General features: G+C 74.2%; 24 protein-coding genes. 16 read left to right on the plus strand and 8 right to left on the minus strand.

What is annotated here, in order from left to right:
- Positions 1-161: 161 nt before the first annotated feature.
- Positions 162-1,610: an NAD(P)H-quinone dehydrogenase gene (locus tag AQJ30_RS29365; protein ID WP_067239958.1), complete on the minus strand. Its 1,449-nt coding sequence runs from the start codon at positions 1,608-1,610 to the stop codon at positions 162-164.
- 103 nt (positions 1,611-1,713) lie between these two features.
- Here AQJ30_RS29365 and AQJ30_RS29370 point away from each other — a divergent pair, with 103 nt between their 5' ends.
- The 4 genes from AQJ30_RS29370 (at position 1,714) to AQJ30_RS29385 (ending at position 6,212) form a co-directional block, all read left to right on the plus strand.
- A complete protein-coding gene (locus tag AQJ30_RS29370) occupies positions 1,714-2,151 on the plus strand; it encodes a gamma-glutamylcyclotransferase family protein (RefSeq protein ID WP_067239960.1) in 438 nt (145 codons plus the stop codon).
- Between the two features lie 121 nt (positions 2,152-2,272).
- Positions 2,273-3,097: a purine-nucleoside phosphorylase gene (locus tag AQJ30_RS29375; protein WP_067239962.1), complete on the plus strand. Its 825-nt coding sequence runs from the start codon at positions 2,273-2,275 to the stop codon at positions 3,095-3,097.
- A gap of 99 nt (positions 3,098-3,196) precedes the next feature.
- Positions 3,197-4,843: a phospho-sugar mutase gene (locus AQJ30_RS29380; protein ID WP_067239964.1), complete on the plus strand. Its 1,647-nt coding sequence runs from the start codon at positions 3,197-3,199 to the stop codon at positions 4,841-4,843.
- A 175-nt stretch (positions 4,844-5,018) separates the two neighbouring features.
- A complete protein-coding gene (locus tag AQJ30_RS29385; RefSeq protein WP_067239966.1) occupies positions 5,019-6,212 on the plus strand; it encodes a glycosyltransferase family 39 protein in 1,194 nt (397 codons plus the stop codon).
- 61 nt (positions 6,213-6,273) lie between these two features.
- Here AQJ30_RS29385 and AQJ30_RS29390 read toward each other — a convergent pair whose 3' ends face one another.
- Entirely contained in the window at positions 6,274-6,987 is a 714-nt protein-coding gene (locus AQJ30_RS29390) for a PH domain-containing protein (protein WP_067239967.1), read from the minus strand.
- 119 nt (positions 6,988-7,106) lie between these two features.
- On the opposite strand from AQJ30_RS29390, the gene deoC reads away from it, so the two are divergent.
- From deoC to AQJ30_RS29405, 3 genes are read left to right on the plus strand one after another with little or no spacing between them, the layout of a single operon-like run.
- Complete coding sequence (gene deoC, locus AQJ30_RS29395; protein ID WP_211279131.1) at positions 7,107-8,072, plus strand: deoxyribose-phosphate aldolase; 966 nt, start codon at positions 7,107-7,109, stop codon at positions 8,070-8,072.
- Between the two features lie 6 nt (positions 8,073-8,078).
- Positions 8,079-9,515, plus strand: a complete 1,437-nt coding sequence (locus AQJ30_RS29400; RefSeq protein ID WP_067239969.1) for an aldehyde dehydrogenase family protein — start codon at positions 8,079-8,081, stop codon at positions 9,513-9,515.
- Positions 9,508-10,530, plus strand: coding sequence for an aldehyde dehydrogenase family protein (locus AQJ30_RS29405; protein ID WP_245727181.1), 1,023 nt, complete (start codon positions 9,508-9,510; stop codon positions 10,528-10,530). The genes AQJ30_RS29400 and AQJ30_RS29405 overlap by 8 nt, the downstream gene beginning before the upstream one ends.
- Positions 10,531-10,618: 88 nt before the next feature.
- Here the strand turns inward: AQJ30_RS29405 and AQJ30_RS29410 are convergent, their stop codons facing one another.
- Positions 10,619-11,026 (minus strand): hypothetical protein, encoded by a 408-nt coding sequence (locus AQJ30_RS29410; RefSeq protein WP_067239971.1) that lies wholly within the window; start codon positions 11,024-11,026, stop codon positions 10,619-10,621.
- A 59-nt stretch (positions 11,027-11,085) separates the two neighbouring features.
- Between AQJ30_RS29410 and AQJ30_RS29415 the strand changes: the two genes are divergently transcribed.
- Complete coding sequence (locus AQJ30_RS29415; RefSeq protein ID WP_245727182.1) at positions 11,086-11,883, plus strand: uridine kinase; 798 nt, start codon at positions 11,086-11,088, stop codon at positions 11,881-11,883.
- A gap of 291 nt (positions 11,884-12,174) precedes the next feature.
- Here AQJ30_RS29415 and AQJ30_RS29420 read toward each other — a convergent pair whose 3' ends face one another.
- Positions 12,175-12,906, minus strand: coding sequence for a SigE family RNA polymerase sigma factor (locus AQJ30_RS29420; protein WP_067239972.1), 732 nt, complete (start codon positions 12,904-12,906; stop codon positions 12,175-12,177).
- A 263-nt stretch (positions 12,907-13,169) separates the two neighbouring features.
- On the opposite strand from AQJ30_RS29420, the gene afsQ1 reads away from it, so the two are divergent.
- The 5 genes from afsQ1 to AQJ30_RS29445 all read left to right on the plus strand — a co-directional run bounded on the left by afsQ1 (position 13,170) and on the right by AQJ30_RS29445 (position 17,069).
- On the plus strand, positions 13,170-13,847 hold the full coding sequence (gene afsQ1 / locus AQJ30_RS29425; protein WP_067239974.1) for a two-component system response regulator AfsQ1: 678 nt from the start codon (positions 13,170-13,172) through the stop codon (positions 13,845-13,847).
- Positions 13,844-15,496: a sensor histidine kinase gene (locus AQJ30_RS29430; protein ID WP_067239975.1), complete on the plus strand. Its 1,653-nt coding sequence runs from the start codon at positions 13,844-13,846 to the stop codon at positions 15,494-15,496. Before afsQ1 ends, AQJ30_RS29430 begins: the two co-directional genes overlap by 4 nt.
- The gene (locus tag AQJ30_RS29435; protein WP_067239976.1) at positions 15,493-16,104 is read left to right on the plus strand and encodes a hypothetical protein; all 612 of its coding nucleotides are present in this window, start codon (positions 15,493-15,495) and stop codon (positions 16,102-16,104) included. Before AQJ30_RS29430 ends, AQJ30_RS29435 begins: the two co-directional genes overlap by 4 nt.
- 115 nt (positions 16,105-16,219) lie before the next feature.
- Positions 16,220-16,771, plus strand: a complete 552-nt coding sequence (locus AQJ30_RS29440; protein ID WP_067239977.1) for a VanZ family protein — start codon at positions 16,220-16,222, stop codon at positions 16,769-16,771.
- Between the two features lie 97 nt (positions 16,772-16,868).
- Positions 16,869-17,069 carry a PspC domain-containing protein gene (locus tag AQJ30_RS29445; RefSeq protein ID WP_067239978.1) on the plus strand — a complete coding sequence of 67 codons (201 nt, stop codon included), beginning with the start codon at positions 16,869-16,871 and terminating at the stop codon, positions 17,067-17,069.
- 98 nt (positions 17,070-17,167) lie between these two features.
- Here AQJ30_RS29445 and AQJ30_RS29450 read toward each other — a convergent pair whose 3' ends face one another.
- Positions 17,168-17,524: an ATP-binding protein gene (locus AQJ30_RS29450; protein ID WP_067239982.1), complete on the minus strand. Its 357-nt coding sequence runs from the start codon at positions 17,522-17,524 to the stop codon at positions 17,168-17,170.
- 135 nt (positions 17,525-17,659) lie between these two features.
- Entirely contained in the window at positions 17,660-18,823 is a 1,164-nt protein-coding gene (locus AQJ30_RS29455; protein WP_067239984.1) for an adenosine deaminase, read from the minus strand.
- A gap of 113 nt (positions 18,824-18,936) precedes the next feature.
- Here AQJ30_RS29455 and AQJ30_RS29460 point away from each other — a divergent pair, with 113 nt between their 5' ends.
- A complete protein-coding gene (locus AQJ30_RS29460; protein ID WP_067239986.1) occupies positions 18,937-19,698 on the plus strand; it encodes an alpha/beta hydrolase in 762 nt (253 codons plus the stop codon).
- 41 nt (positions 19,699-19,739) lie between these two features.
- Here the strand turns inward: AQJ30_RS29460 and AQJ30_RS29465 are convergent, their stop codons facing one another.
- Positions 19,740-20,702, minus strand: a complete 963-nt coding sequence (locus AQJ30_RS29465; protein WP_067239987.1) for a LysR family transcriptional regulator — start codon at positions 20,700-20,702, stop codon at positions 19,740-19,742.
- Between the two features lie 63 nt (positions 20,703-20,765).
- Here AQJ30_RS29465 and AQJ30_RS29470 point away from each other — a divergent pair, with 63 nt between their 5' ends.
- Together AQJ30_RS29470 and AQJ30_RS29475 are read left to right on the plus strand one after the other, a co-directional pair.
- Positions 20,766-22,052: an MFS transporter gene (locus AQJ30_RS29470; RefSeq protein ID WP_067239989.1), complete on the plus strand. Its 1,287-nt coding sequence runs from the start codon at positions 20,766-20,768 to the stop codon at positions 22,050-22,052.
- 178 nt (positions 22,053-22,230) lie between these two features.
- Complete coding sequence (locus AQJ30_RS29475; RefSeq protein ID WP_067239990.1) at positions 22,231-23,247, plus strand: sigma-70 family RNA polymerase sigma factor; 1,017 nt, start codon at positions 22,231-22,233, stop codon at positions 23,245-23,247.
- Here the strand turns inward: AQJ30_RS29475 and AQJ30_RS37435 are convergent.
- Entirely contained in the window at positions 23,131-23,484 is a 354-nt protein-coding gene (locus AQJ30_RS37435) for an STAS domain-containing protein (protein ID WP_137308366.1), read from the minus strand. The two genes, AQJ30_RS29475 and AQJ30_RS37435, sit on opposite strands and share 117 nt — an antisense overlap.
- Positions 23,485-23,580: the final 96 nt, after the last annotated feature.

Raw genomic sequence — 23,580 nt, forward strand, 5'->3', positions numbered from 1 at the left:
TGCTTTCAGCTCTTTGCGCCGAATAACAGAAGTTGTCCGCACGGTGGGGCGGGAAGTGGTATAGGGGTCGAATTACCCCTGTCGTACCCCCGTCGCCGCCCGCCCGGGCCCCGTGCGCCCCGCCCGGCCCCCGCCGACCTGCGGGGGAGCCGGTGTCGCGGTCAGACCTCGCCGGCCGTCTTCCGGGTGTGCAACTGCCGTGCCACTTCCGCGATCGAGCCCGAAAGGGACGGGTACACGGTGAAGGCGTTCGCGATCTGTTCGACCGTCAGGTTGTTGTCGACGGCGATCGAGATGGGGTGGATCAGTTCCGAGGCGCGGGGCGCCACGACCACGCCGCCGACCACGATGCCGGTGCCCGGGCGGCAGAAGATCTTGACGAAGCCGTCGCGGATGCCCTGCATCTTGGCGCGCGGGTTGCGCAGCAGCGGCAGCTTGACCACGCGGGCGTCGATCTTGCCGCCGTCCACGTCCGCCTGGGTGTAGCCCACGGTGGCGATCTCGGGGTCGGTGAAGACGTTCGAGGAGACCGTCTTGAGGTTGAGCGGGGCCACCGCGTCGCCCAGGAAGTGGTACATGGCGATGCGGCCCTGCATGGCGGCGACGGACGCGAGGGCGAAGACCCCGGTCACGTCACCGGCGGCGTACACGCCCGGAGCGGTCGTGCGGGAGACCTTGTCGGTCCAGATGTGGCCCGACTCGCGCACCTTGACGCCGGCCTCCTCCAGGCCGAGCCCCTCGCTGTTGGGGATGGCGCCGACGGCCATGAGGCAGTGGCTGCCGGTGATGACCCGGCCGTCGGCGAGGGTGACCTCCACCCGGTCCCCGACGCGCTTGGCGGACTGCGCGCGGGAGCGGGCCATGACGTTCATCCCGCGGCGGCGGAAGACGTCCTCCAGGACGGCGGCGGCGTCCGGGTCCTCGCCGGGCAGCACGCGGTCGCGGGAGGAGACCAGGGTGACCTTGGAGCCGAGGGCCTGGTAGGCGCCGGCGAACTCGGCGCCGGTCACGCCGGAGCCGACCACGATCAGCTCGTCGGGCAGCTCGGTGAGGTCGTAGACCTGGGTCCAGTTGAGGATGCGCTCGCCGTCCGGCTGGGCGTCGGGCAGTTCGCGCGGGTGACCGCCGGTGGCGAGCAGCACGGCGTCGGCGGTGAGGGTCTCCTCGGTGCCGTCGGCGGCGGTGACGACGACCTTGCGGGAGCCGTCGAGGGACTGCATGCCCTCCAGCCGGCCGCGGCCGCGCAGCACCCGGGCGCCGGCCCGGGTGACGGAGGCGGTGATGTCGTGCGACTGGGCGAGCGCGAGGCGCTTCACCCGGCGGTTGACCTTGCCCAGGTCCACGCCGACCACCCGGGCCGCCTGCTCCAGCGGCGGGGTGTCGTCGGCGACGATGATGCCCAGCTCCTCGTAGGAGGAGTCGAAGGTGGTCATCACCTCGGCCGTGGCGATCAGGGTCTTCGACGGCACGCAGTCGGTCAGCACCGACGCCCCGCCCAGACCGTCGCAGTCCACGACGGTCACCTCCGCGCCGAGCTGCGCGGCCACCAGCGCCGCTTCGTAGCCGCCGGGTCCGCCACCGATGATCACGATCCGAGTCACGTACCCCATTGTCCCGCACGCTTCAACGTGCTTCCGCACGGGGGCGCCGGGAGGGGTACCGGGTGCCCCTGGGGCACGGGTGGCGCGCGGGCCGCTGCCGTACCCTCGTCGCATGTCGCTCTACGCCGCGTACGCCGGCAATCTCGACGCCCGGCTGATGACGCGCCGCGCCCCGCACTCGCCGCTGCGCGCCACCGGCTGGCTGAACGGCTGGCGGCTCACCTTCGGCGGCGAGCACATGGGCTGGGAGGGCGCGCTGGCGACGCTGGTCGAGGACCCGGTGTCCCAGGTCTTCGTGGCGTTGTACGACATCGCCCCGATGGACGAGGACTCGCTGGACCGCTGGGAGGGCGTCGGTCTCGGCATATACCGCCGGGTCCGGGTGCGGGCGCACACCCTGGACGGCGAGGAGAACGCGTGGGCGTACGTCCTCGACGGCTACGAGGGCGGCCTGCCGTCGGCCCGCTACCTCGGGGAGCTCGCCGACGCGGCGGAGTCGGCCGGAGCGCCGTACGACTACGTGATGGAGCTGCGCAAGCGCCCCTGCTGACGTCCGGGCGGGCCGGCCCGCGGGGCGTGCCGCGGCTCGTTGGAAACGACAAGACAACGATCGCCTTCCCGTGCGCTCTGTCATCTACGCGCGTAGGCCGGGACCGGCTACCCTCATCGGCGTGAACGCATCTCTTCTCCCGGACGACATCCAGGGCGACCCCCTCGCGGCCGCCGACGCCGCCGCCGCGCGCCTGCGCGCACTGACGGGCGCCGAGACCCACGACGTCGCCCTCGTGATGGGCTCCGGCTGGGCCCCGGCGGTGGACGCCCTGGGCGCCCCCGACGCCGAGCTCCAGGTCACCGAGCTGCCCGCCTTCCCGCCGCCGGCGGTGGAGGGCCACGGGGGCAAGATCCGCTCGTACCGCATCGGCGACAAGCGGGCGCTGGTCTTCCTCGGCCGTACGCACTTCTACGAGGGCCGGGGCGTCGCGGCGGTCGCGCACGGGGTGCGCACCGCGGTGTCCGCCGGCTGCAAGACGATCGTGCTGACCAACGGCTGCGGCGGTCTGCGCGAGGGCATGCGTCCCGGGCAGCCCGTCCTGATCAGCGACCACATCAACCTGACGGCGACCTCGCCGATCGTCGGGGCGAACTTCGTGGACCTGACCGACCTGTACTCGCCGCGGCTGCGCGCCCTGTGCAAGGAGATCGACCCGACGCTGGAGGAGGGCGTGTACGCCCAGTTCCCCGGCCCGCACTACGAGACGCCGGCGGAGATCCGGATGGCGCGGGTCATCGGGGCCGACCTGGTGGGCATGTCGACGGTGCTCGAGGCCATCGCGGCGCGCGAGGCCGGGGCCGAGGTGCTGGGGATCTCGCTGGTCACCAACCTCGCCGCCGGGATGACCGGGGAGCCGCTGAACCACGAGGAGGTCCTCCAGGCGGGCCGCGACAGCGCCACCCGCATGGGCTCCCTGCTGGCCCAGCTGCTCGGCCGCCTGTAGCCCCGGCGCCAGGGGGCCCGGTCGGCCCCCTGGTCCCCGGACGGTCCGAACGACGGGCCCCGACGGCCCACCGCACCCACACGAGAGGCTGACCCCGACGTGCACGACGACCTGATGGCCCGGGCCCGGGCGTGGCTCGCCGAGGACCCGGACCCCGAGACCCGCGACGAGCTGGCCGCCCTCCTCGCGTCCGGTGACACCGCCGGACTCGCCGCCCGCTTCGCCGGCACCCTGCAGTTCGGCACCGCCGGGCTGCGCGGCGAGCTGGGCGCCGGCCCGATGCGCATGAACCGCTCGGTCGTCATCCGCGCCGCCGCCGGCCTGGCCGCGTACCTGAAGGCGAACGGCACCCCCCACGGCGGCGCCGACGCCGGCCTGGTCGTCATCGGCTACGACGCCCGCCACAAGTCCGCGGACTTCGCCCGCGACACCGCCGCCGTGATGACCGGCGCAGGCCTGCGCGCGGCCGTCCTGCCCCGCCCGCTGCCGACCCCGGTGCTCGCGTTCGCCATACGGCACCTCGGCGCGGTCGCCGGCGTGGAGGTCACCGCCAGCCACAACCCGCCGCGCGACAACGGCTACAAGGTCTACCTGGGCGACGGCTCCCAGATCGTCCCGCCCGCCGACGCCGGCATCGCCGCGGAGATCGACGCGATCGCCGCCCTCGCCGACGTGCCGCGCCCCGACGGGGGCTGGCTGACGCTGGACGACTCCGTGCTGGAGGCGTACCTCGCGCGCACCGACGCCGTGCTGTCGCCGGGTTCGCCGCGCACCGCCCGCACCGTGTACACGGCGATGCACGGCGTCGGCAAGGACGTCCTGCTCGCCGCGTTCGCCCGGGCCGGGTTCCCCGCGCCCGTGCTGGTCGCCGAGCAGGCCGAGCCCGACCCGCTGTTCCCGACCGTGGCCTTCCCCAACCCGGAGGAGCCCGGCGCGATGGACCTCGCCTTCGCCACGGCGCGGGAGGCCGACCCCGACCTGGTGATCGCCAACGACCCGGACGCCGACCGCTGCGCGGTGGCCGTCAAGGACGGCGGCGCCTGGCGCATGCTGCGCGGCGACGAGGTGGGCGCGCTGCTCGGCGCGCACCTGGTGGCCCGCGGCGCGCGCGGCACCTTCGCCGAGTCGATCGTCTCCTCCTCCCTGCTCGGCCGGATCGCCGAGAAGGCGGGCCTGCCCTTCGAGGAGACCCTGACGGGCTTCAAGTGGATCGCCCGCGTCGACGGCCTGCGCTACGGCTACGAGGAGGCCCTCGGCTACTGCGTGGACCCCGAGGGGGTGCGCGACAAGGACGGCATCACCGCCGCCCTGCTCGTCACCGAGCTCGCCTCCGCCCTCAAGGCCGAGGGCCGCACCCTGGTGGACCTGCTGGACGACCTCGCCGTGGAGCACGGGCTGCACGCGACCGACCAGCTGTCGGTCCGGGTGGAGGACCTGTCGGTGATCGCCGACGCCATGCGCCGGCTGCGCGAGCACCCGCCGACGGAGCTGGCGGGCCTTCCCGTCACCCGCGCGGAGGACCTCGAGCGGGGCACGGAGGCCCTGCCGCCGACCGACGGCCTGCGCTACACGCTCGACGGCGCCCGGGTCGTGGTCCGCCCCAGCGGCACCGAGCCCAAGCTGAAGTGCTACCTGGAGGTGGTCGTCCCGGTCGACGGCCACGCGGCGCTCCCGGCGGCCCGCACCAGGGCCACGGAACTCCTCACGGCGATCAAGCGGGACCTGTCGGCAGCCGCCGGCATCTGAGCCCCGGGGGGCGCCATGGAGTAGTTCCCGCACCCGTGCCGCGCGGCCCACGTCGTGGCACTCCATCGGGTGAATCCCCCACGCCAGCCGACGCACGCTGCGCGCGGGGCCGCTCCGGGCGGGCAACGGTGGACCGGTACGTCCGTCCACCGAGTCCGTGCCCGGAGCCGCCGCCGTGACCCCCACCGCCCCCGACACCGCCCGCGGCGCAGGCGTCCCGGGCACCCGGCGCCGGTCCCCCGCCCCGGCCGCGCCGCGCACGTACCGGCCGGGCCCTGCGTACGCGGCGCCCGCGCTGCTGGCGTACCTCGCGGTGCGGCTCACGGGGCTGCTGTTCCTCACCGTCTGGGCGCACCGGCGCCACCACGGCGTCTGGCCGGTCCTCGCGACCCACTGGGACGCCGACTGGTACCTGGGGATCGCCGACCACGGGTACGCGCGCACCCTGGGCACCGCCTTCGACGCGAACAACCTGGCGTTCTTCCCGCTGTACCCGGTGCTGGTCAAGGCGGTCGCGGCGGTCACCCCGGGCAGCCGGGCCACGACGGGCCTGTGCCTCGCGGTCGCCGCCTCGTTCGCGGCCGCCTGGGGGATCTTCGCCGTCGGCGACCGGCTGCACGGCCGGCGTACGGGGGTGCTGCTGACCGTGCTGTGGGCGGCGCTGCCGGTCGGGCTGGTGCAGTGGATGGGGTACACCGAGTCGCTGTTCACGGCGTGCGCGGCCTGGGCGCTGTACGCGGTGCTCGCGCGGCACTGGATCACGGCCGGGGTGCTGGCGTCGCTGGCCGGGCTCACCCGGCCGACCGGCGTGGCGGTGGCCGCCGCGGTCGTCGTGGCGGCGCTGCTCGCCCTGCGCCGGCGGCCGGTCCCGCCGCGGGCCCTGGCCGCGGTGTTCCTCGCGCCGCTCGGCTGGTGCGGGTACGTCGGCTGGGTGGGGCTGCGCCTGCACCGCTGGGACGGCTACTTCGCCGTACAGCGGCTGTGGCACAACGAGTGGGACGGCGGGGCGGAGACCCTGCGCCGGTTCCGGGAGCTGCTCGGGCGGGACTCGACGCCGGAGCTGTTCCTCGTGGTGGTGACCGTGACGCTGCTGGCATCGGTGGTGCTGTACGGGCTGTCGCTGGCGGACCGGCAGCCGGTGGCGCTGCTGGTGTTCACCGGGGTGCTGCTGGTGATCGTGCTGGGCAGCGGCGGGGTGTACTTCCCGCGGGCCCGCTTCCTGCTGCCCGGCTTCCCGCTGCTGCTGCCCGTGGCCCTGCACCTGCACCGGGCCTCGCGGCGCTTCCGGGCCCTGGCGCTGGCGGCGGCGGTGCTGGGCGGCGCGTACTGCGGCGCCTACATGTCCCTGGTGTGGCCGAGCGCCCCGTAGCGTCCGCCGTCCGGATCGGTCCCGCGTCGCGCGTCGCGGGGTCCGGTGCGCCGCCGTCCGCTCAGCCGACGGCGATGAGGATCACCAGCAGCACCGCTCCCGCGAGCGCCGGGCCCAGGATCTCCCAGGCCCACCGCACGGTGACCTCGTCCGGGCCGGCCGGCGGGGGTCCCGCGGTCTTCTCGTGGTCCGCGTGCAGGTGGCGCAGCTCGTCCATCACCTTGTCGGTCTCCGCCCGCAGGGGACCCTCGGGCACCTCCGGGACCACGGCGCCGCGCGAGGGACCGCCGAAGGCGCCGCGCGACCCCCTCGTACCGCGTCCCTCGCGCCCGGCCGCGGCCTCGGCCCGCAGCCGGGCGTCCTTGCGCGAGGCGCGCTTGCGGGCGCGCAGGGACACCGGGATGGCCCACAACTGGTACGTGTCGCCGTCGGCGGTGACGGCCTCGTTGGAGAAGCCGGACCGCAGGGAGACGACCCGGCCCCAGGGCAGCACGACGACCCGGAAGGGGTTGCGCACCCGCAGCCGCTCCGGGTTCGCGAAGACGGCGGGCCGCAGGGTGAACGCGACCACCAGCGGGACGGCGAGGAGCAGCGAGGCGAGCGCCAGCCAGGGGACGCGGCCCTCGCCGACGACGAGCGCGTCGATGCCGAGCCATCCCATGAGGGCGAGCAGCAGCACCCCGCCGGCCATGCCCGCGGGCGACCGGTAGATCCGGTCCTTGACGGCGGGGACCGGGGGCTGCGGCTCGGGTGACTCGTGGTCGGGGGTCGTCATGCGCCCGATTCTGCCTCAGCGCCCCCGGGCCGGCCCGACCGCCTCCACGCGCCCGTTCCGCCCGCCCGCGGTCGCCGCCGAGGCTGTACAGCCGCTACGCGCGTAGATATGCTCGTCTGGTGACCATGCCCACTACCGCACCCACAGCCAACGCTCTCGCCGACGTCACCGCGTCCGACAGCACGCTGCGCCGCTTCCTGCACGGGCTGCCCGGCGTCGACGCGGTCGGCCTGGAGGCGCGCGCCGCCTCGCTAGGCACCCGTTCCATCAAGACCACCGCGAAGGCGTACGCGATCGACCTCGCCATCTCGATGGTCGACCTGACGACGCTGGAAGGCGCGGACACCCCGGGCAAGGTCCGGGCGCTCGGCGCCAAGGCGGTCCTGCCCGACCCGACCGACCGCACGGCGCCCGCCACGGCCGCGGTCTGCGTCTACCCCGACATGGTGGCCGTCGCCAAGCAGGCCGTCGCCGGCTCCGGCGTGAAGGTCGCCTCGGTCGCCACCGCCTTCCCCGCGGGCCGCGCCGCGCTGGAGGTGAAGCTCGCCGACGTGCGCGACGCCGTCGCCGCCGGCGCCGACGAGGTGGACATGGTCATCGACCGCGGGGCGTTCCTCGCGGGCAAGTACCTCAAGGTGTACGACGAGATCGTCGCCGTGAAGGAGGCCTGCGGCGGCGCCGCCCGCCTGAAGGTCATCTTCGAGACCGGCGAGCTGTCGACGTACGACAACATCCGCCGGGCCAGCTGGCTCGGGATGCTGGCCGGCGCCGACTTCATCAAGACGTCGACCGGCAAGGTCGCCGTCAACGCGACCCCCGCGAACACCCTGCTGATGCTGGAGGCGGTCCGCGACTTCCGGGCGCAGACCGGCGTCCAGGTCGGCGTGAAGCCGGCGGGCGGCATCCGCACCAGCAAGGACGCGATCAAGTTCCTGGTCCTGGTCAACGAGACCGTGGGCGAGGACTGGCTGGACAACCACTGGTTCCGCTTCGGCGCCTCCTCGCTCCTGAACGACCTGCTGATGCAGCGCCAGAAGCTGGCCACCGGCCGCTACTCCGGCCCCGACTACGTGACGGTGGACTGATTCCCCATGGCTTCCGCATTCGAGTACGCACCGGCGCCCGAGTCCCGCTCGGTCGTCGACATCGCCCCGTCCTACGGCCTGTTCGTCGACGGTGAGTTCACCGAGGCCGCCGACGGCAAGGTCTTCAAGACGATCAGCCCCAGCACGGAGGAGGTCCTCTCCGAGGTCGCCCGGGCCGGGGCCGAGGACGTCGACCGCGCCGTCCGGGCCGCCCGCAAGGCGTTCGGGACCTGGTCCGCGCTGCCGGGCGCCGAGCGCGCCAAGTACCTGTTCCGCATCGCCCGGATCATCCAGGAGCGCAGCCGCGAGCTGGCCGTCCTGGAGACGCTGGACAACGGCAAGCCGATCCGGGAGACCCGCGACGCGGACCTCCCGCTGGTCGCCGCGCACTTCTTCTACTACGCGGGCTGGGCCGACAAGCTGGAGCACGCCGGCTTCGGCGCGCGCCCGCGGCCGCTCGGCGTCGCCGGCCAGGTCATCCCCTGGAACTTCCCGCTGCTGATGCTGGCGTGGAAGATCGCCCCGGCGCTGGCGACCGGCAACACGGTCGTCCTCAAGCCCGCCGAGACGACGCCCCTGTCGGCGCTGTTCTTCGCGGACGTCTGCCGCCAGGCGGGCCTGCCCCGGGGCGTCGTCAACATCCTCCCCGGCTACGGTGACGCGGGCGCCGCGCTGGTCGCGCACCCGGACGTGAACAAGGTGGCCTTCACCGGCTCCACGGCCGTCGGCAAGGAGATCGCGCGCACCGTCGCCGGCACCCGCAAGAAGCTGACGCTGGAACTGGGCGGCAAGGGCGCCAACATCGTCTTCGACGACGCCCCGATCGACCAGGCGGTCGAGGGGATCGTCAACGGCATCTTCTTCAACCAGGGCCAGGTGTGCTGCGCGGGCAGCCGCCTGCTGGTGCAGGAGTCCGTCGAGGAGGAGCTGCTGGACGCCCTCAAGCGCCGGCTGTCCACGCTGCGCCTCGGCGACCCGCTGGACAAGAACACCGACATCGGCGCGATCAACTCCGAGGAGCAGCTCACCCGGATCACCCGGCTCGTCGAGCAGGGCGAGGCGGAGGGCGCCGAGCGCTGGTCCCCGCAGTGCGAGATCCCCTCGGCGGGCTACTGGTTCGCGCCGACGCTGTTCACGAAGGTCACCCAGGCGCACACGGTCGCCCGCGACGAGATCTTCGGCCCGGTGCTGTCGGTCCTGACCTTCCGCACCCCGGACGAGGCGGTCGCCAAGGCGAACAACACGCCGTACGGCCTGTCGGCGGGCGTCTGGACGGAGAAGGGCTCGCGGATCCTGGCGGTGGCGGGCAAGCTGCGCGCGGGCGTGATCTGGTCCAACACGTTCAACAAGTTCGACCCGACCTCGCCGTTCGGCGGTTACAAGGAGTCGGGCTTCGGCCGCGAGGGCGGCCGCCACGGCCTGGAGGCGTACCTCGATGTCTGACAAGACCCACAAGGCCCACAAGGCCCACAAGGCGTCCAGGGCCCAGAAGGCGGGCGGGACCCACGAGGCCGCCGCGGACGTCGAGGCCGTCCCGGCCGTCACGGGTGACGGGACGGCCCCGGCCGCCGGTGCCGGGCCGCGGGTGACGGTCCTCAAGACCTACAAGCTGTACGTGGGCGGGAAGTTCCCGCGTTCCGAGAGCGGCCGGGTGTACGAGGTGACGGACTCCGAGGGCAACTGGCTGGCGAACGCGCCGCGGGCGAGCCGCAAGGACGCCCGGGACGCGGTGGTGGCCGCGCGCAAGGCGTTCGGCGGCTGGTCCGGCGCGACCGCCTACAACCGCGGCCAGGTGCTGTACCGGGTCGCGGAGATGCTGGAGGGCCGCCGGCACCAGTTCGTGCGCGAGGTGGCCGACGCCGAGGGCCTGTCCGAGGCGCGGGCCGCCGGGGTCGTGGACGCCACGATCGACCGGTGGGTCTGGTACGCGGGCTGGACCGACAAGATCGCCCAGGTGACCGGCGGCGCCAACCCGGTGGCCGGCCCGTACTTCAACCTCTCCTCGCCCGAACCGACAGGCGTGGTCGCGGTGCTGGCCCCGCAGGAGTCGTCGTTCCTGGGCCTGGTCTCGGTGCTCGCCCCGGTGATCGCCACGGGCAACACCGCGGTCCTGGTGGCCAGCGAGCGCGCCCCGCTGCCCGCGCTGTCCCTGGCCGAGGTCCTGGCCACCTCCGACGTGCCGGGCGGGGTCGTCAACGTCCTGTCCGGCGGTACGGCGGAGCTCGCGGCGCCCCTCGCCGCGCACCAGGACGTCAACGCGATCGACCTCGCGGGCGCCGACGAGCAGCTGGCGAAGGAGCTGGAGGTCGCGGCGGCGGACAACCTGAAGCGGGTGCTCCGTCCACAGCCTGTGGATTACTTCGCCACCCCCGGCACCGACCGCATGACCGCGTTCCTGGAGACCAAGACGGTCTGGCACCCCACGGGTTCGCTGGGCGCGTCGGGCTCGTCGTACTGACGGCCGGCCACCCCGGGGCGACGCCCCCCTGAGCAGGGCCGCGGCTCCTCCCCGTCCGGGGGAACCGCGGCCCTCCGCACGCGTGCCGTCAGGCGCCGAGCAGCCCCGTCACCTGTCCCACCACCGGGAGCGAGCCGATCGACGCCGCCTGGGCGACCGGCCTGGTCAGCATCTGGGAGTCGAGCGGCTTGAAGTCGGCGAGCTGGGTGCCGACGCCGTTGTCGAGCGGGTCGACGCCGGTGCCCGCGAGCGGGTTGGGCTTGAGGTTCGTCAGGGCGCCGGTCGCGTACGGCACCGCCTCCGTCAGCGCCCGCAGGCCCGACTGGGGGTCGATGTGGCCGAGTGAGGTGGGACGGGTGTGCACCCCGCCCAGGAGCGGCGCGCTGTCCGCCGCGGCCGCGGCACCCGCGCCCGCACCGAGGGCGACCCCCGCGGTGGCGAGGACGGCCAGGGCGCGCCGGCCGGTGGTGGTTTGGGGGAAGAGGTGTCGGGCCATCGCTGCTGCCACCTTTGTGTGCGGAAAGTAAGCGGTTCAGCGCAGAGGGTAGTTGAGATGTGACGCGCGCTTCAAAGCCGACCCGCGGGGTCGTGGGGGGGCCGGGGGATGCCGCACACTGGTGTCCCGTGAGTCCCCATCCCCTCCCGCCCACGCGAGTCGTGCTGCTCTGCGGCCCTTCCGGCTCCGGCAAGTCCCTCCTCGCCGCCCGCTCGGGCCTGCCGGTCCTCCGGCTCGACGACTTCTACAAGGAGGCCGGCGACCCGACGCTGCCGCTGGTGGCGGGAAGTTCAGACATCGACTGGGACCACCCCGACTCCTGGGACGCGGACGCGGCCGTCGCCGCGATCGCCGAGCTGTGCCGCCAGGGCCGTACCCGGGTCCCGGTGTACGACATCTCCCTGAGCGCCCGCACCGGCGCGGACGCGCTCGACATCGGACCGACCCCGCTGTTCATCGCGGAGGGCATCTTCGCGGCGGAGATCGTGCGGCGCTGCCGGGAGCTGGGCCTGCTCGCGGACGCGCTGTGCCTGAGCCGCGGCCCGGTGAAGACGTTCCGCCGCCGTTTCCTGCGGGACCTGCGCGAGGGCCGCAAGTCGGTGCCGTTCCTGCTGCGCCGGGGCTGGCGCCTGATGCGCCTGGAACGCTCGATCGTGGCCCGCCAGACCGCGCTGGGCGCCCACGCCTGCGACCGCGACGAGGCCCTGGACCGGCTGGCGGCCGCGGGGACGGGCGGGACCGGTGTGCCGGGCGCGCGGGGCGCGCACGCGGTGCGGGACGTGCCGGACGTGCGGGACATGGACGGTGTGGCCGACGTGCAGGACACGCGGGACGCCCAGGAGCCGACCCCGGCGTAACGCCGACGCGCGCGGTGAACGTCCCCGGCCGCCGGCGCCCGGCCCGGCACGGCACGGCACACGAAAGCGGGACCGGACGGACCCCCCGGCCCTCCGGTCCCGCTCCCTTTCGGTGCTCCCCCGTGCTCCCCCGTTCTTCCCCTTGCTGTTCCCCCGTGTTCCCCCCGGTCGCGGTACCGCTCCCCGTACGTCCCCCGTCGGGTCCCCCCGGTACCGCTCCCGTGTTCCCCCGTGTTTCCCCCGTGCGTTCCCCCGTTGCCGGGCCGGAGCCCGGTGTTTCCCCCGTGACCTTCAGGCGACGAGCTCCCCGAAGGCGTCCTCCTCGTCACGGCCGAAGCTGAGGACCTCGTCCTCGCGCAGCCGGCGGAGCGACCGCCAGATGCTCGACTTCACCGTGCCGACACTGATGCCGAGGATGTCGGCGATCTCCGGATCGGTGCGGCCCTCGTAGTAGCGCAGGACCAGCATCGTCCGCTGGGTCTCGGGCAGCCGGGCCAGCGCCTGCCACAGGACGGCGCGCAGCTCGGTGCCGCGCATCGCGTCCGTGTCGCCGGGCGTCTCCGGCAGTTCCTCGGTCGGGTACTCGTTCAGCTTGCGGCGGCGCCACGCGCTGATGTGCAGGTTCGTCATGGTGCGGCGCAGGTAGCCCCCGACCGCGGCCTTGTCGCTGATCCGCTCCCAGGCCCGGTAGGTCGAGAACAGCGCGCTCTGCAGCAGGTCCTCGGCCTCGAACCGGTCGCCGGTGAGGTGGTAGGCGGTGGCGTACAGGGAGGCGCGGCGCTCCTGGACGTAGGCGGTGAACTCCGCCTCCGTCAGGGAGCGGCGCTCCCCCGGTTCCTCCCCGTACGCGGCTCCCCCGTGAGCCGCCTGCTCCCCCGCGTCGGCCACGGCCACCAGGGCTGTGTGCTGACGCCCGGCGCCGCGAGCGCACCCCCGCCCGATCGCGACGCCGGACTTCTCCCGGTTCACGTCGTGCAGGCGCGTGACCACTGCGCTGGTGCTCATGCCGTGCAGCGTGTTCATCTCGCGCCCCCCGTCGTGGACTTCCGTGGTGTCCGTCTGCTCGGGCGTACGTCCTTGCCCGTGCCGAAAAGCTTGCCGAGGGGACTTCATCGCCGTGTCCGCCGACTGTCACAGACCTGTCACAGGGGCCGGTCCGGGCCGTCAAACCGCGTGTCGCGGTGACGGCCTCACGGAGAGGACGGACGCGCGGGGCGGCGGGGCGGTTGCGAGTCCGGCGGCCCCACAGGTCGAACAGAAGCCCCCGCATGGGCCAGAATGAGCCCGTGCCTTCCCTGTTGCTGATCGAGGACGACGACGCCATCCGTACGGCCCTGGAGCTCTCCCTGACGCGCCAGGGACACCGGGTGGCCACCGCTGCCAGCGGTGAGGACGGTCTGAAGCTGCTGCGCGAGCAGCGGCCGGATCTCATCGTGCTGGACGTCATGCTGCCCGGCATCGACGGCTTCGAGGTGTGCCGGCGCATCCGGCGCACCGACCAGCTGCCGATCATCCTGCTGACCGCGCGCAGCGACGACATCGACGTCGTCGTCGGCCTGGAGTCCGGGGCGGACGACTACGTCGTCAAGCCCGTGCAGGGCCGGGTGCTCGACGCCCGGATCCGGGCGGTGCTGCGCCGCGGGGAGCGCGAGTCGAACGACGCGGCGAGCTTCGGCAGCCTGGTCATCGACCGGGCCGCCATGACCGTCACCAAGAACGGCGAGGACCTCCAGCTGACGCCGACCGAGCTGCGGCTGCTGCTGGAGCTGAGCCGCCGTCCCGGACAGGCGCTGTCCCGGCAGCAGTTGCTGCGGCTGGTGTGGGAGCACGACTACCTCGGTGACTCGCGCCTGGTGGACGCCTGCGTCCAGCGGCTGCGCGCCAAGGTCGAGGACGTGCCCTCGTCACCGACCCTGATCCGCACGGTCCGGGGTGTCGGCTACCGCCTGGACGCGCCTCAGTGACACGCACGCACGGGGGGTTCCGCGGCTGGGCCGCGGATCGTACGGGACACCTGACACGACTGCGCTTCACCAGCCTGCGCCTGCGGCTCGTCGTGGTGTTCGGGCTGGTCGCCCTCACCGCCGCCGTCTCGGCGTCCGGCATCGCCTACTGGCTCAACCGCGAGGCGGTGCTCACCCGCACCCAGGGCGCGGTGCTGCGCGACTTCCAGCAGGAGATGCAGAACCGCGCCGGGGCCCTGCCCGCCCACCCCGAGCAGGACGAACTCCAGCACACCGCGGGGCAGATGGCGAACAGCAGCCAGCGCTTCAGCGTGCTGCTCGTCGCCACCGGCACCGACGGGCGGACGGTCTACGGCAACTCCGGCGGGCTGAGCGGGTTCTCGCTGGACGACGTGCCGGCGTCGCTGCGCACGGCGGTGAACAAGCAGCAGCCGCTCACCGGCGGCAACAAGTCGCCGTACCACCTGTACTGGCAGCGGGTCGTCGACCACGGCACGCCGTACCTGGTCGCGGGCACGCGGGTGATCGGCGGCGGACCGACCGGCTACCTGCGCAAGTCGCTGGAGCCCGAGGCGAAGGACCTCAACTCGCTGGCCTGGTCGCTGGGGATCGCCACCGGGCTGGCGCTGATCGGCGCCGCGCTGCTCGCGCAGGCCGCCGCCACGACCGTGCTGAAGCCGGTGCACCGGCTGGGCGTCGCCGCCCGGCGGCTCGGCGAGGGCCGGCTCGACACCCGGCTGCGGGTGTCCGGCACCGACGAACTCGCCGATCTGTCGCGGACGTTCAACAACGCCGCCGAGGCACTGGAGAAGCGGGTCGCCGACATGGCCGCCCGCGACGAGGCGTCCCGGCGCTTCGTCGCCGACATGAGCCACGAGCTGCGCACCCCGCTCACCGCCATCACCGCCGTCACCGAGGTGCTGGAGGAGGAGCTGGAGGCCGAGACCGGCAGCATGGACCCGATGATCGAGCCGGCCGTGCGGCTGGTGGTCAGCGAGACCCGGCGGCTGAACGACCTGGTGGAGAACCTGATGGAGGTCACCCGCTTCGACGCGGGCACCGCCCGGCTGGTGCTCGACGACGTGGACGTGGCCGACCAGATCACCGCCTGCATCGACGCCCGCGCCTGGCTCGACGCGGTGGAACTGGACGCCGCGCGCGGCATCCACGCCCGCCTCGACCCGCGCCGCCTGGACGTCATCCTCGCCAACCTCATCGGCAACGCCCTCAAGCACGGCGGCTCGCCGGTGCGGGTGTCGGTCCGCGCGGAGCGCTCCGGCGCGCCGGGGACGGAGGCCGGTGCCGAAGATGCCGGTGACGGCGGTGAGGAGTCCGTGGTGATCGCCGTGCGCGACCACGGGCCCGGCATCCCCGAGGACGTCCTGCCGCACGTCTTCGACCGGTTCTACAAGGCCAGCGCCTCCCGGCCCCGGTCGGAGGGCAGCGGCCTCGGCCTGTCCATCGCGCAGGAGAACGCGCACATCCACGGCGGTGCCATCACCGCCGCCAACTGCCCCGAGGGCGGCGCCGTGTTCACGCTGCGGCTGCCGCGGGACGCCTCGGACCTGGCCGAGCAGCCGGGCGAGCGCGCGGGCGCGGTCCAGGTCACGGGCCAGGGCACCGGCCTGGGCCAGGAGGACGCCCGATGACCGTACGCCGACTGCCGGGCCTGCTGGCGCTGCCCGTCCTCGCCGCGCTGCTCGCCGGGTGCGGGATCCGGTCCACCGAGGTGCCGACCGACTTCGGGCCCGCGCCGTCCCGGGTGCGCTGCTCGCTCGCCGACCCCGGCCGGGCCACGCAGAGCGGCACGGGCGTGCCCGTGCAGGTGTTCCTGCTGTGCGGGTCGTCGCTGGTGGCCGTCGACCGGTCGGTGCCGGTGCCGGACGGCGCGGCCGGCGCCGAGCGGCGGGTGCTGGTGGCGCAGGGCCTGCTCGACCAGCTGGCGCAGTCGCCGTCGGCGGCCGAGAAGGAGGCCGGGTACACCACCGACGTGCGCGGCGGGGTGACGGTGAGCGGCCCGGGCCCGGACGACCCGGACGACGCGCTGCGGCTGTCCGCGGCCCCCGGCTCGCTCACGTCGTACGCCCTCGCGCAGGTGGTGTGCACGCTGTCCGACTCGGCGGCCACCGAGGGCGACGGCTCGGTGGTCCTCGGCGGTCCGGGGACGCAGCCGCCGCGCCGCTACGCCTGCACCTCCGGGGTGCGCAACCGCCCCGGCAGCAGCGAACCGCCGTCCTCCGAGGTCACCGGCGGCTGAACGGCCGGGGCACCCGCGGCCGGAGGGCGCGGGGTCCCGGATGTGGCGCACGCCTCGTCCGCCGGTTCGGGGGTGGTCCGGAACCGATCGTCCCGCGGCGGGCGTCTAGTCGGTCGTGCAGCGTCAAGGCTCCATCGGCGGCAGCGCCGCGTACCGCATCCGTGTGGCCGGGGGTGTTCTCCTGGCCGCACACCTCGCGTTCGTCGCCTGGTACGCGCTGCGTCCGCTGGACGTCCCGTGGGTCATGCCCACGAACCTGCACCCGCTCGCCGGCATCCGTGCCGACCTCGCGCTCGGCTGGCCGCAGGCGGCCCGCCGCATCGGCACCGGGCTCGGGCTGCTCGCCCCGCTGGGCGTCCTGCTGCCGCTGGTGCACGGCCGGTCCGTCGTCTCCCCGCTCGCCTCGCTGGTCCGCACGGTGCTGGCGGGCGCCCTGCTGTCGCTGGTCATCGAGCTGCTCCAGACGGGCGTGCCGGGCCAGGTGGTCGACGTGGACTCGCTGCTGCTCAATACGGCCGGGGTGGGGCTCGCCCACGCCCTCGTCGTCCCCGCGGTCCGCACCCGGCTCCGTCGCAGGGCGGACCTCCGGCTGCTGCGGGCCCCCCGCCAGGAGGAACCGGCTCAGGGTCGCACCCCGACGATTCCCAGGGTCGGGATCGCCCCGTAGAGCGACGCTCGGGCGGATTCGTCCCCCTACCGTGGAAGGCACAGTCGAGGGGCCACCGGGGCCGCCTGCGACGGACGCCCACGAAGGAGCCGCTGCCATGTCCAGCCTCGCCCGACCCACCCACGGACGCGTGATCGGCGGCGTGTGCGCCGCGCTGGCCCGGCGGTTCGGCACGTCCGCCACGACGATGCGCGTGATCTTCCTGGTGTCCTGCCTGCTGCCGGGACCCCAGTTCCTGCTCTACCTGGCGCTGTGGGCGCTGCTGCCCTCGGAGGACAAGGCCCGCACCGCCTGGTGACCCGGCCGGCGCGCCGCCGGCCGCCGGGGAGTGTCCGTACCAACGCCGTCGGGGCGCACCGGAGTCGACCGGTGCGCCCCGACGGCGTGCGGGCGGGCTCAGCCCAGCGGGACCCCGTTCACGGGCAGGCCGTGCGTCGGCAGGCCCTGCACCGGCAGGCCGCCGAGGAGGCCGGCGACCGGCTTGGTCGGGCCCTCGGCGACGAGGCGCTCCGCGATCGGCTGGACGGCGGTCAGGCCGTGGCCGACCGCCGGCTGGGCCTGCTTCAGCGCCTGGCCGGCCCCCGGCAGCGCCTGGGCGACGGTCTCCGCCGGCAGCGTCCGGGTCACGCCGTCCAGGGTCTGGGCGGCGTCCGGCAGGGCGGCGGGGGCGGCGTTCGCCGCACCGGCGCCGGCGGCGGCGAAGGCGGCACCGAGGGTGGCGACGCCGAGGGTCTTGGCAGCAGACTGCTTCATGAATGCGTCCTCGAATGGGATACGGGGAACCGAGCGGTCCACGACCGTAAACATGCCCGGGTGCCCACCGCAAACATCGAAATGCGGACGGATGGTGAAGCCCCGTCCGCGCTCCGCGCCGCAATACCGCCCCTATCAGCCCTCCAGACCGGAAGAATCCCTGGTCGAAGCGGTCTGCTGGAACAGCCATTCGGATTTCAGCTCGGCATATCCCGACTTGATCACGTCATTGATCATGGCCAGTCGTTCATCGAAAGGAATGAACGCTGATTTCATCGCATTGACGGAGAACCATTGCAGGTCGTCGAGCGTGTAGCCGAATGCGTCGACCAGGTGCTCGAATTCCCGGCTCATGCTGGTGCCGGACATCAGCCGGTTGTCGGTGTTGACGGTGGCCCGGAAGTGCAGCCGCCGCAGCAGCCCGATCGGGTGCTCCTCGTACGAGGAGGCCGCCCCGGTCTGGAGGTTGGAACTGGGGCACAGCTCCAGCGGGACCCGCTTGTCGCGCACGTACGACGCGAGCCGCCCGAGCTTCACGGTGCCGTCCCCGGCGACCTCGATGTCGTCGATGATGCGCACCCCGTGCCCGAGCCGGTCGGCACCGCACCACTGGAGCGCCTGCCAGATGGACGGCAGCCCGAACGCCTCGCCGGCGTGGATGGTGAAGTGGTTGTTCTCCCGCTTCAGGAACTCGAAGGCGTCCAGGTGCCGGGTCGGCGGGTGGCCGGCCTCGGCGCCCGCGATGTCGAAGCCGACGACGCCCACGTCCCGGTAGCGGTTGGCGAGTTCGGCGATCTCCAGGGAGCGGGCCGCGTGCCGCATGGCGGTCAGCAGGGCCCCGACGCGGATGCGGTGGCCGTGGGCGCGGGCGGTGCGCTCGCCCTCCCGGAAGCCCTCGTTGACGGCCTCGACGACCTCCTCGAGGGTCAGCCCGCCCTCGAGGTGCTGCTCGGGGGCGTAGCGCACCTCGGCGTAGACGACGCCGTCCTCGGCGAGGTCCTCGGCGCACTCGCGGGCGACCCGCACGAGCGCGTCGCGGGTCTGCATGACGCCGACGGTGTGCGAGAAGGTCTCCAAGTACCGTTCCAGGGAACCGGAGTCGGCGGCCTCGCGGAACCAGACGCCGAGCCTGCCGGGGTCGGTCTCGGGGAGGTGCGGGTAGCCCGTCGCGCGGGCGAGGTCCACGATCGTGCCGGGACGCAGCCCGCCGTCGAGGTGGTCGTGCAGCAGAACCTTGGGCGCCCGGCGGATCTGGTCCGGGCTGGGCGTGACGCCCGTCGCGGTGGTCTGGCTCGTCATTGCGGCACTCTAACTCCTACGCGCGTAGATCGCCCGTCGCGCGGGGCCGTCGATACGCAACGGTGACCCCCCGGCAGGGTGGCGTACACCAGCGCTTCTGACACTGTTCTGCCATGGCACAACAAGCGACGCCGGCCCGAACGGCCCGGCTGGGCAGGGCGATCGGACCGGAACCGACGTCGGTGAGCGGGGTCGTCCTGCTGCTGCCCGCCGGCGAGGAGGTCTCCGACCGCAGACCCTCGCCGCTGCGCGCGGCGGCCTCCGTGCACGGCCTCGGCCGGCGGCTGGCCCGCGCCGGCCGGGACGAGGGGCTGGCCACCCACGTCGTGCACTACCGCTACCGCGGCTGGAACGGCAGCGACGCCCACCCGGCGGCGGACGCGACCTGGGCCGCGGACGAGGCGGTACGGCGCTACGGCGACGTCCCCGTGTGCCTGGCCGGCCCGGGCATGGGCGGGCGGGCGGCGCTGCGCGCGGGCGGGCACGAGGCCGTCACCTCCGTGCTGGCCCTCGCGCCCTGGCTGCCGGAGGAGGACGTGGCCGGGACGCCGGAGCCGGTACGGCAGTTGGCGGGGCGGCGGGTGCTGATCGTGCACGGCACGAACGACCGGCGGACCGATCCGGAGCTGTCGTTCCGGCTGGCGGAGCGGGCGAAGAAGGCGAACCGGGAGGTGTGCCGCTTCGAAGTGCACGCCGACGGGCACGGGTTGCACCAGTACCGGGACGAGGTGCACTCGCTGGCCGAGGACTTCGTGATCGGCACCCTGTTCGGGCGGTCGTTCTCCCGCCCGGTGACCGACGCCTTCGCCGCGCCGCCGCCGCTGGGCCTGCGGATGCCCCTGGCGGCGGGGTTCGGGCGCTCGCTGCGGCGGTGACGCGCGCGGGCGGCCGCGCGCGACGGCGGCCGCCCGGGGCGTCAGTCGGGGAGCAGGGCGCCCCGGCGCGAGAGCAGGAACTTCTTGAAGGCCGCCACCGGCGGGGTGTCCTCGCGGTCGGCCAGCCAGGCCACCCCGATCTCGCGGACCGCCCGCGGGGCGGTGACCGCCAGTTCCACGACCCCCGGCCGGGGCACCGTCGGCGGGGGCAGCAGGGCCACGCCCAGGCCGGCCGCGACCAGGCCCCGCAGGGTCTCCGCCTCCTCGCCCTCGAAGGCGACCCGGGGCCGGAACCCGGCCTCGCGGCACAGCGCGTCGGTGATGCGGCGCAGCCCGTAGCCCGGTTCCAGGGTCACGAAGGTCTCCTCGGCGGCCTCGGCGAGGCGCACCCGCCTGCGGCCGGCCAGCCGGTGCTCGGCGGGGACCACCAGGCGCAGCTTCTGCTCGTCCAGCCGGCGCGCGACCAGGTCGGGCGCGTCCGGCACCGGCGAGGTCAGGCACAGGTCCAGTTGCCCCGCCCGCAGCCCCTCCAGCATCGCCTCGCCGTGGTTCTGGACCAGGCCGAAGCGCACGCGCGGGTGGTCGGCGCGGAAGGCGTGCAGCAGGCCCGGCACGGTCTCGGCGCCCATGGTGTGCAGGAAGCCGAACGCGACCTTGCCGGTGGCCGCGTCGGCGTCGGCGCGGACCTCGTCGGCGGCGCGCTGCACCTCGGCGAGGGCCCGTTCGACGGAGGTGAGGAAGGTGCGGCCGGCGGGCGTCAGCGAGACCGTCCGGCCGTGCCGCGCGAACAGGTCGACGCCCAGGTCCTGTTCCAGGCGGGCCATCGCGCGCGAGAGGGTGGACTGCGGGACGTTCATCTCCTGCGCGGCCCTGGTGACGTGCTCGGTGCGGGCCACACCGGCGAAGTGGGCGAGCCGCGGCGCGAGCAGCATCCCCATGTCGGTCGTGTCTTCTGTGTCACTGGACGGTGACAGGCGGGCCGCGGACCTCTGCTGATGCACCATGGGAACGATTATGGACAGTCCGTGCATTGGACGGATGAGTGGGGCGTCCGTAGCGTCGGTGGCATGTCTCCCGCCGATACCGGGGCGTCCACCACCGTGGGCGCCCGTCTGCCAGCCTCCCCCGACTCCCCGACGGACTCCCGCATGGCCCCGGGCGGCCCCGGCTACCGCCGGATGAGCCTCGCCCTGTTCCTCGCCGGCGTCGCCACCTTCGCCCTGCTGTACTCCACCCAGGCGCTGCTGCCGCTGATCTCCGGGGAGTTCGGGGTCGCGGCGGGCGAGGCGAGCTGGACGGTCGCGGCGGCGACCGGCGGCCTCGCGCTGTTCGTCCTGCCGATGAGCGCCCTGTCCGAGCGCTACGGCCGCCGTACGGTGATGACGGCCTCGCTGGCGGTCGCGGTGGCCGTCGGCGTCCTGGTGCCCTTCGCGCCGTCGATCGGCGCGCTGGTGGTGCTGCGGGCGGTGCAGGGCGCCGCGCTGGCCGGGCTCCCGGCGTCCGCGACGGCCTACCTCGCGGAGGAGGTGCGGCCCCGGGCGCTGGTGACAGCGATCGGCCTGTTCGTCGCGGGCAACAGCGTCGGCGGGATGAGCGGCCGGGTCATCACCGGCTGGGTGGCGCAGGAGTGGGGCTGGCGGGTCGCCGTCGGTGTGATCGGCGCGCTCGCCGTGGCCTGCGCGGTGGCGTTCCGGCTGCTGCTGCCCGCGCCCCGGCACTTCACCCCGGGCTCGCTGCGGCCCCGGGTGCTGCTCGGCACGGTCCGCGACCACCTGGCGAACCCGCTGCTGCGCCGGCTGTACGCGATCGGCGCGCTGTTCATGACGGTGTTCGGCGGCGTCTACACGGTGATCGGCTACCGCCTCACCGAGCAGCCGTTCGGCCTGCCGCAGGGCGTCGTCGGCTCGATCTTCCTGGTCTACCTGGTCGGCACCGTGTCGGCGTCGACGGCCGGCCGCCTGGTGGGCCGCCTCGGCCGCCGGGGCGCCCTGTACCTGGCGGGCGGCACCACGGCGGCGGGCCTGCTGCTGTCCCTGGGCGACCGCCTGGCGCTCGTCCTGCTGGGCCTGGTGCTCATCACCGCGGGCTTCTTCGCGGGCCACGCGGTGGCGTCCTCGGCGGTCAGCCGCACGGCCACCACCGGCCGCGCCCAGGCCTCCGCGCTCTACCAGTCCGCGTACTACGTCGGCTCCAGCGCCGGCAGCACGGTGGGCGCCCTGGCCTTCCACTCCGGCGGCTGGGCCGGGACGGTCGGCGTGGGCCTGCTCGCGGTGCTCGGCGTGGTGGGCATCACCCTGTGCGGCACGCGCGCGGCGCGGGTGGCGGCCCGCCGGGAACCGGTGCCGGCGCACTGACGGCCCCGCCCGGCGCCCCGTGCCGGGCCCTCGCACGTCCCTGGAGCCCAGGTCGGGACACCCCTCCCGACCTGGGCTTTCGCGCACTCGGCGGGCCGTTGTCAGTGGGCTGCGGTAGCTTCCGGAGTAGTGGCGCGAAGGCGCGGCACAGGACGGCCACAGGGGCGGGTGGACGACGATGACGGACGGCACGGCGACGGTCGAGGACCTCGACGTCAGGCTGGAGAGGCACCGGACCGAGCTGACCGGGTACTGCTACCGGATGCTCGGCTCCTCCTTCGAGGCCGAGGACGCGGTGCAGGACACGATGGTGCGCGCCTGGCGGAGCTACGCCACGTTCGAGGGCCGGTCCAGCCTGCGCTCCTGGCTCTACCGCATCGCGACGAACGTCTGCCTGGACATGCTGGCCGCGGGCAACAAGCGGGCCCGCCCGATGGACCTCCAGGAGGCCACGCCGCTGGCGCGGGCCGCCCTCTCCCCCCGCCCCGACCACACCTGGCTGGAACCCATGCCCGACGCGCGCGTGCTGCCCACGGTGGAGGACCCGGCCGAGGCGGCCGTGGCCAAGGAGTCGGTGCGGCTGGCGTTCATGGCGGCGCTGCAGCAGCTGCCGCCCAAGCAGCGGGCGGTGCTGATCCTGCGCGAGGTGCTGGCCTGGCGGGCCAGTGAGGTCGCCGAGCTGCTCGGCACGTCGGTCGCGTCGGTCAACAGCGCGCTCCAGCGGGCCCGGGCCACCCTCGCCGAGCGGGACGACAAGGCGGCCTCGGCGGCCGTGTCCGACCCGCTGGACGACGAGCAGCGCAAGCTGCTGGACCGCTACGTGGCGGCCTTCGAGGGGTACGACATGACCGCGCTGACGGCGCTGCTGCACGAGGACGCCGTCATGACGATGCCGCCGTTCGACCTGTGGCTGACCGGCCACGACGACATCGCCGGCTTCATGACCACGTTCGGCTCCGCGTGCGCGGGCTCGCGGCTGCTGCCGGTGCGGGTCAACGGCCTGCCGGGGTTCGCGCAGTACAAGCCCGACCCGGAGCGGGGCGGCTACGCCCCCTGGGCGATCCAGGTGCTGGAGATCTCAGACGGCCGCCTCACCGGGTTCCACTTCTTCCTCGACACCCAGCGGTGGTTCCCGCTGTTCGGGGTCCCCCTCCATCTCGAAGGGGATGCCGACCAGGCCGAGCAGGGCGCGTAGGGCGGGGTCGGCGCCGCGCAGCCGGAGGTGTCCCCCGGCCCGCCGGGCGGCCAGCTCCAGACGGGCCAGGGTGTCCACCACGGGCAGGCCCGGCGGTCCGGCCCCGGTGACGTCACAGACGACCACCCGGCCGGCGGTGACCTCCAGCAGCGCCCGCACGGCGTCGCAGAGCCCCGCCACCTCGGAGCGGGTGGCGGGACCGGTCAGCGTGAGTACGGGCGGTGTCGTCGGGTCCACGTACGGTATGACCGCGGCGGGGCCCCCGACTCATCGGTGCCCGGCGGCCGACCGGCAACCGGCCCCGCCGGGCCGGGCGGGTCCGGGTCGGTCCGG

Source organism: Streptomyces longwoodensis (genome assembly GCF_001514125.1).
Lineage (GTDB): Bacteria > Actinomycetota > Actinomycetes > Streptomycetales > Streptomycetaceae > Streptomyces > Streptomyces longwoodensis.

What these genes read in the sequence shown, in the direction of transcription:
- AQJ30_RS29365 (WP_067239958.1), bottom strand. Translation starts at nt 1,610, where the DNA reads ATGGGGTACGTGACTCGGATCGTGATCATCGGTGGCGGACCCGGCGGC.
- AQJ30_RS29370 (WP_067239960.1), top strand. Translation starts at nt 1,714, where the DNA reads ATGTCGCTCTACGCCGCGTACGCCGGCAATCTCGACGCCCGGCTGATG.
- AQJ30_RS29435 (WP_067239976.1), top strand. Translation starts at nt 15,493, where the DNA reads ATGACCGTACGCCGACTGCCGGGCCTGCTGGCGCTGCCCGTCCTCGCC.
- AQJ30_RS29475 (WP_067239990.1), top strand. Translation starts at nt 22,231, where the DNA reads ATGACGGACGGCACGGCGACGGTCGAGGACCTCGACGTCAGGCTGGAG.
- AQJ30_RS29465 (WP_067239987.1), bottom strand. Translation starts at nt 20,702, where the DNA reads ATGGTGCATCAGCAGAGGTCCGCGGCCCGCCTGTCACCGTCCAGTGAC.
- AQJ30_RS29450 (WP_067239982.1), bottom strand. Translation starts at nt 17,524, where the DNA reads ATGAAGCAGTCTGCTGCCAAGACCCTCGGCGTCGCCACCCTCGGTGCC.
- AQJ30_RS29405 (WP_245727181.1), top strand. Translation starts at nt 9,508, where the DNA reads ATGTCTGACAAGACCCACAAGGCCCACAAGGCCCACAAGGCGTCCAGG.
- AQJ30_RS29400 (WP_067239969.1), top strand. Translation starts at nt 8,079, where the DNA reads ATGGCTTCCGCATTCGAGTACGCACCGGCGCCCGAGTCCCGCTCGGTC.
- AQJ30_RS29390 (WP_067239967.1), bottom strand. Translation starts at nt 6,987, where the DNA reads ATGACGACCCCCGACCACGAGTCACCCGAGCCGCAGCCCCCGGTCCCC.
- AQJ30_RS29460 (WP_067239986.1), top strand. Translation starts at nt 18,937, where the DNA reads ATGGCACAACAAGCGACGCCGGCCCGAACGGCCCGGCTGGGCAGGGCG.
- AQJ30_RS29455 (WP_067239984.1), bottom strand. Translation starts at nt 18,823, where the DNA reads ATGACGAGCCAGACCACCGCGACGGGCGTCACGCCCAGCCCGGACCAG.
- AQJ30_RS29410 (WP_067239971.1), bottom strand. Translation starts at nt 11,026, where the DNA reads ATGGCCCGACACCTCTTCCCCCAAACCACCACCGGCCGGCGCGCCCTG.
- AQJ30_RS29445 (WP_067239978.1), top strand. Translation starts at nt 16,869, where the DNA reads ATGTCCAGCCTCGCCCGACCCACCCACGGACGCGTGATCGGCGGCGTG.
- AQJ30_RS29470 (WP_067239989.1), top strand. Translation starts at nt 20,766, where the DNA reads ATGTCTCCCGCCGATACCGGGGCGTCCACCACCGTGGGCGCCCGTCTG.
- AQJ30_RS29420 (WP_067239972.1), bottom strand. Translation starts at nt 12,906, where the DNA reads ATGAACACGCTGCACGGCATGAGCACCAGCGCAGTGGTCACGCGCCTG.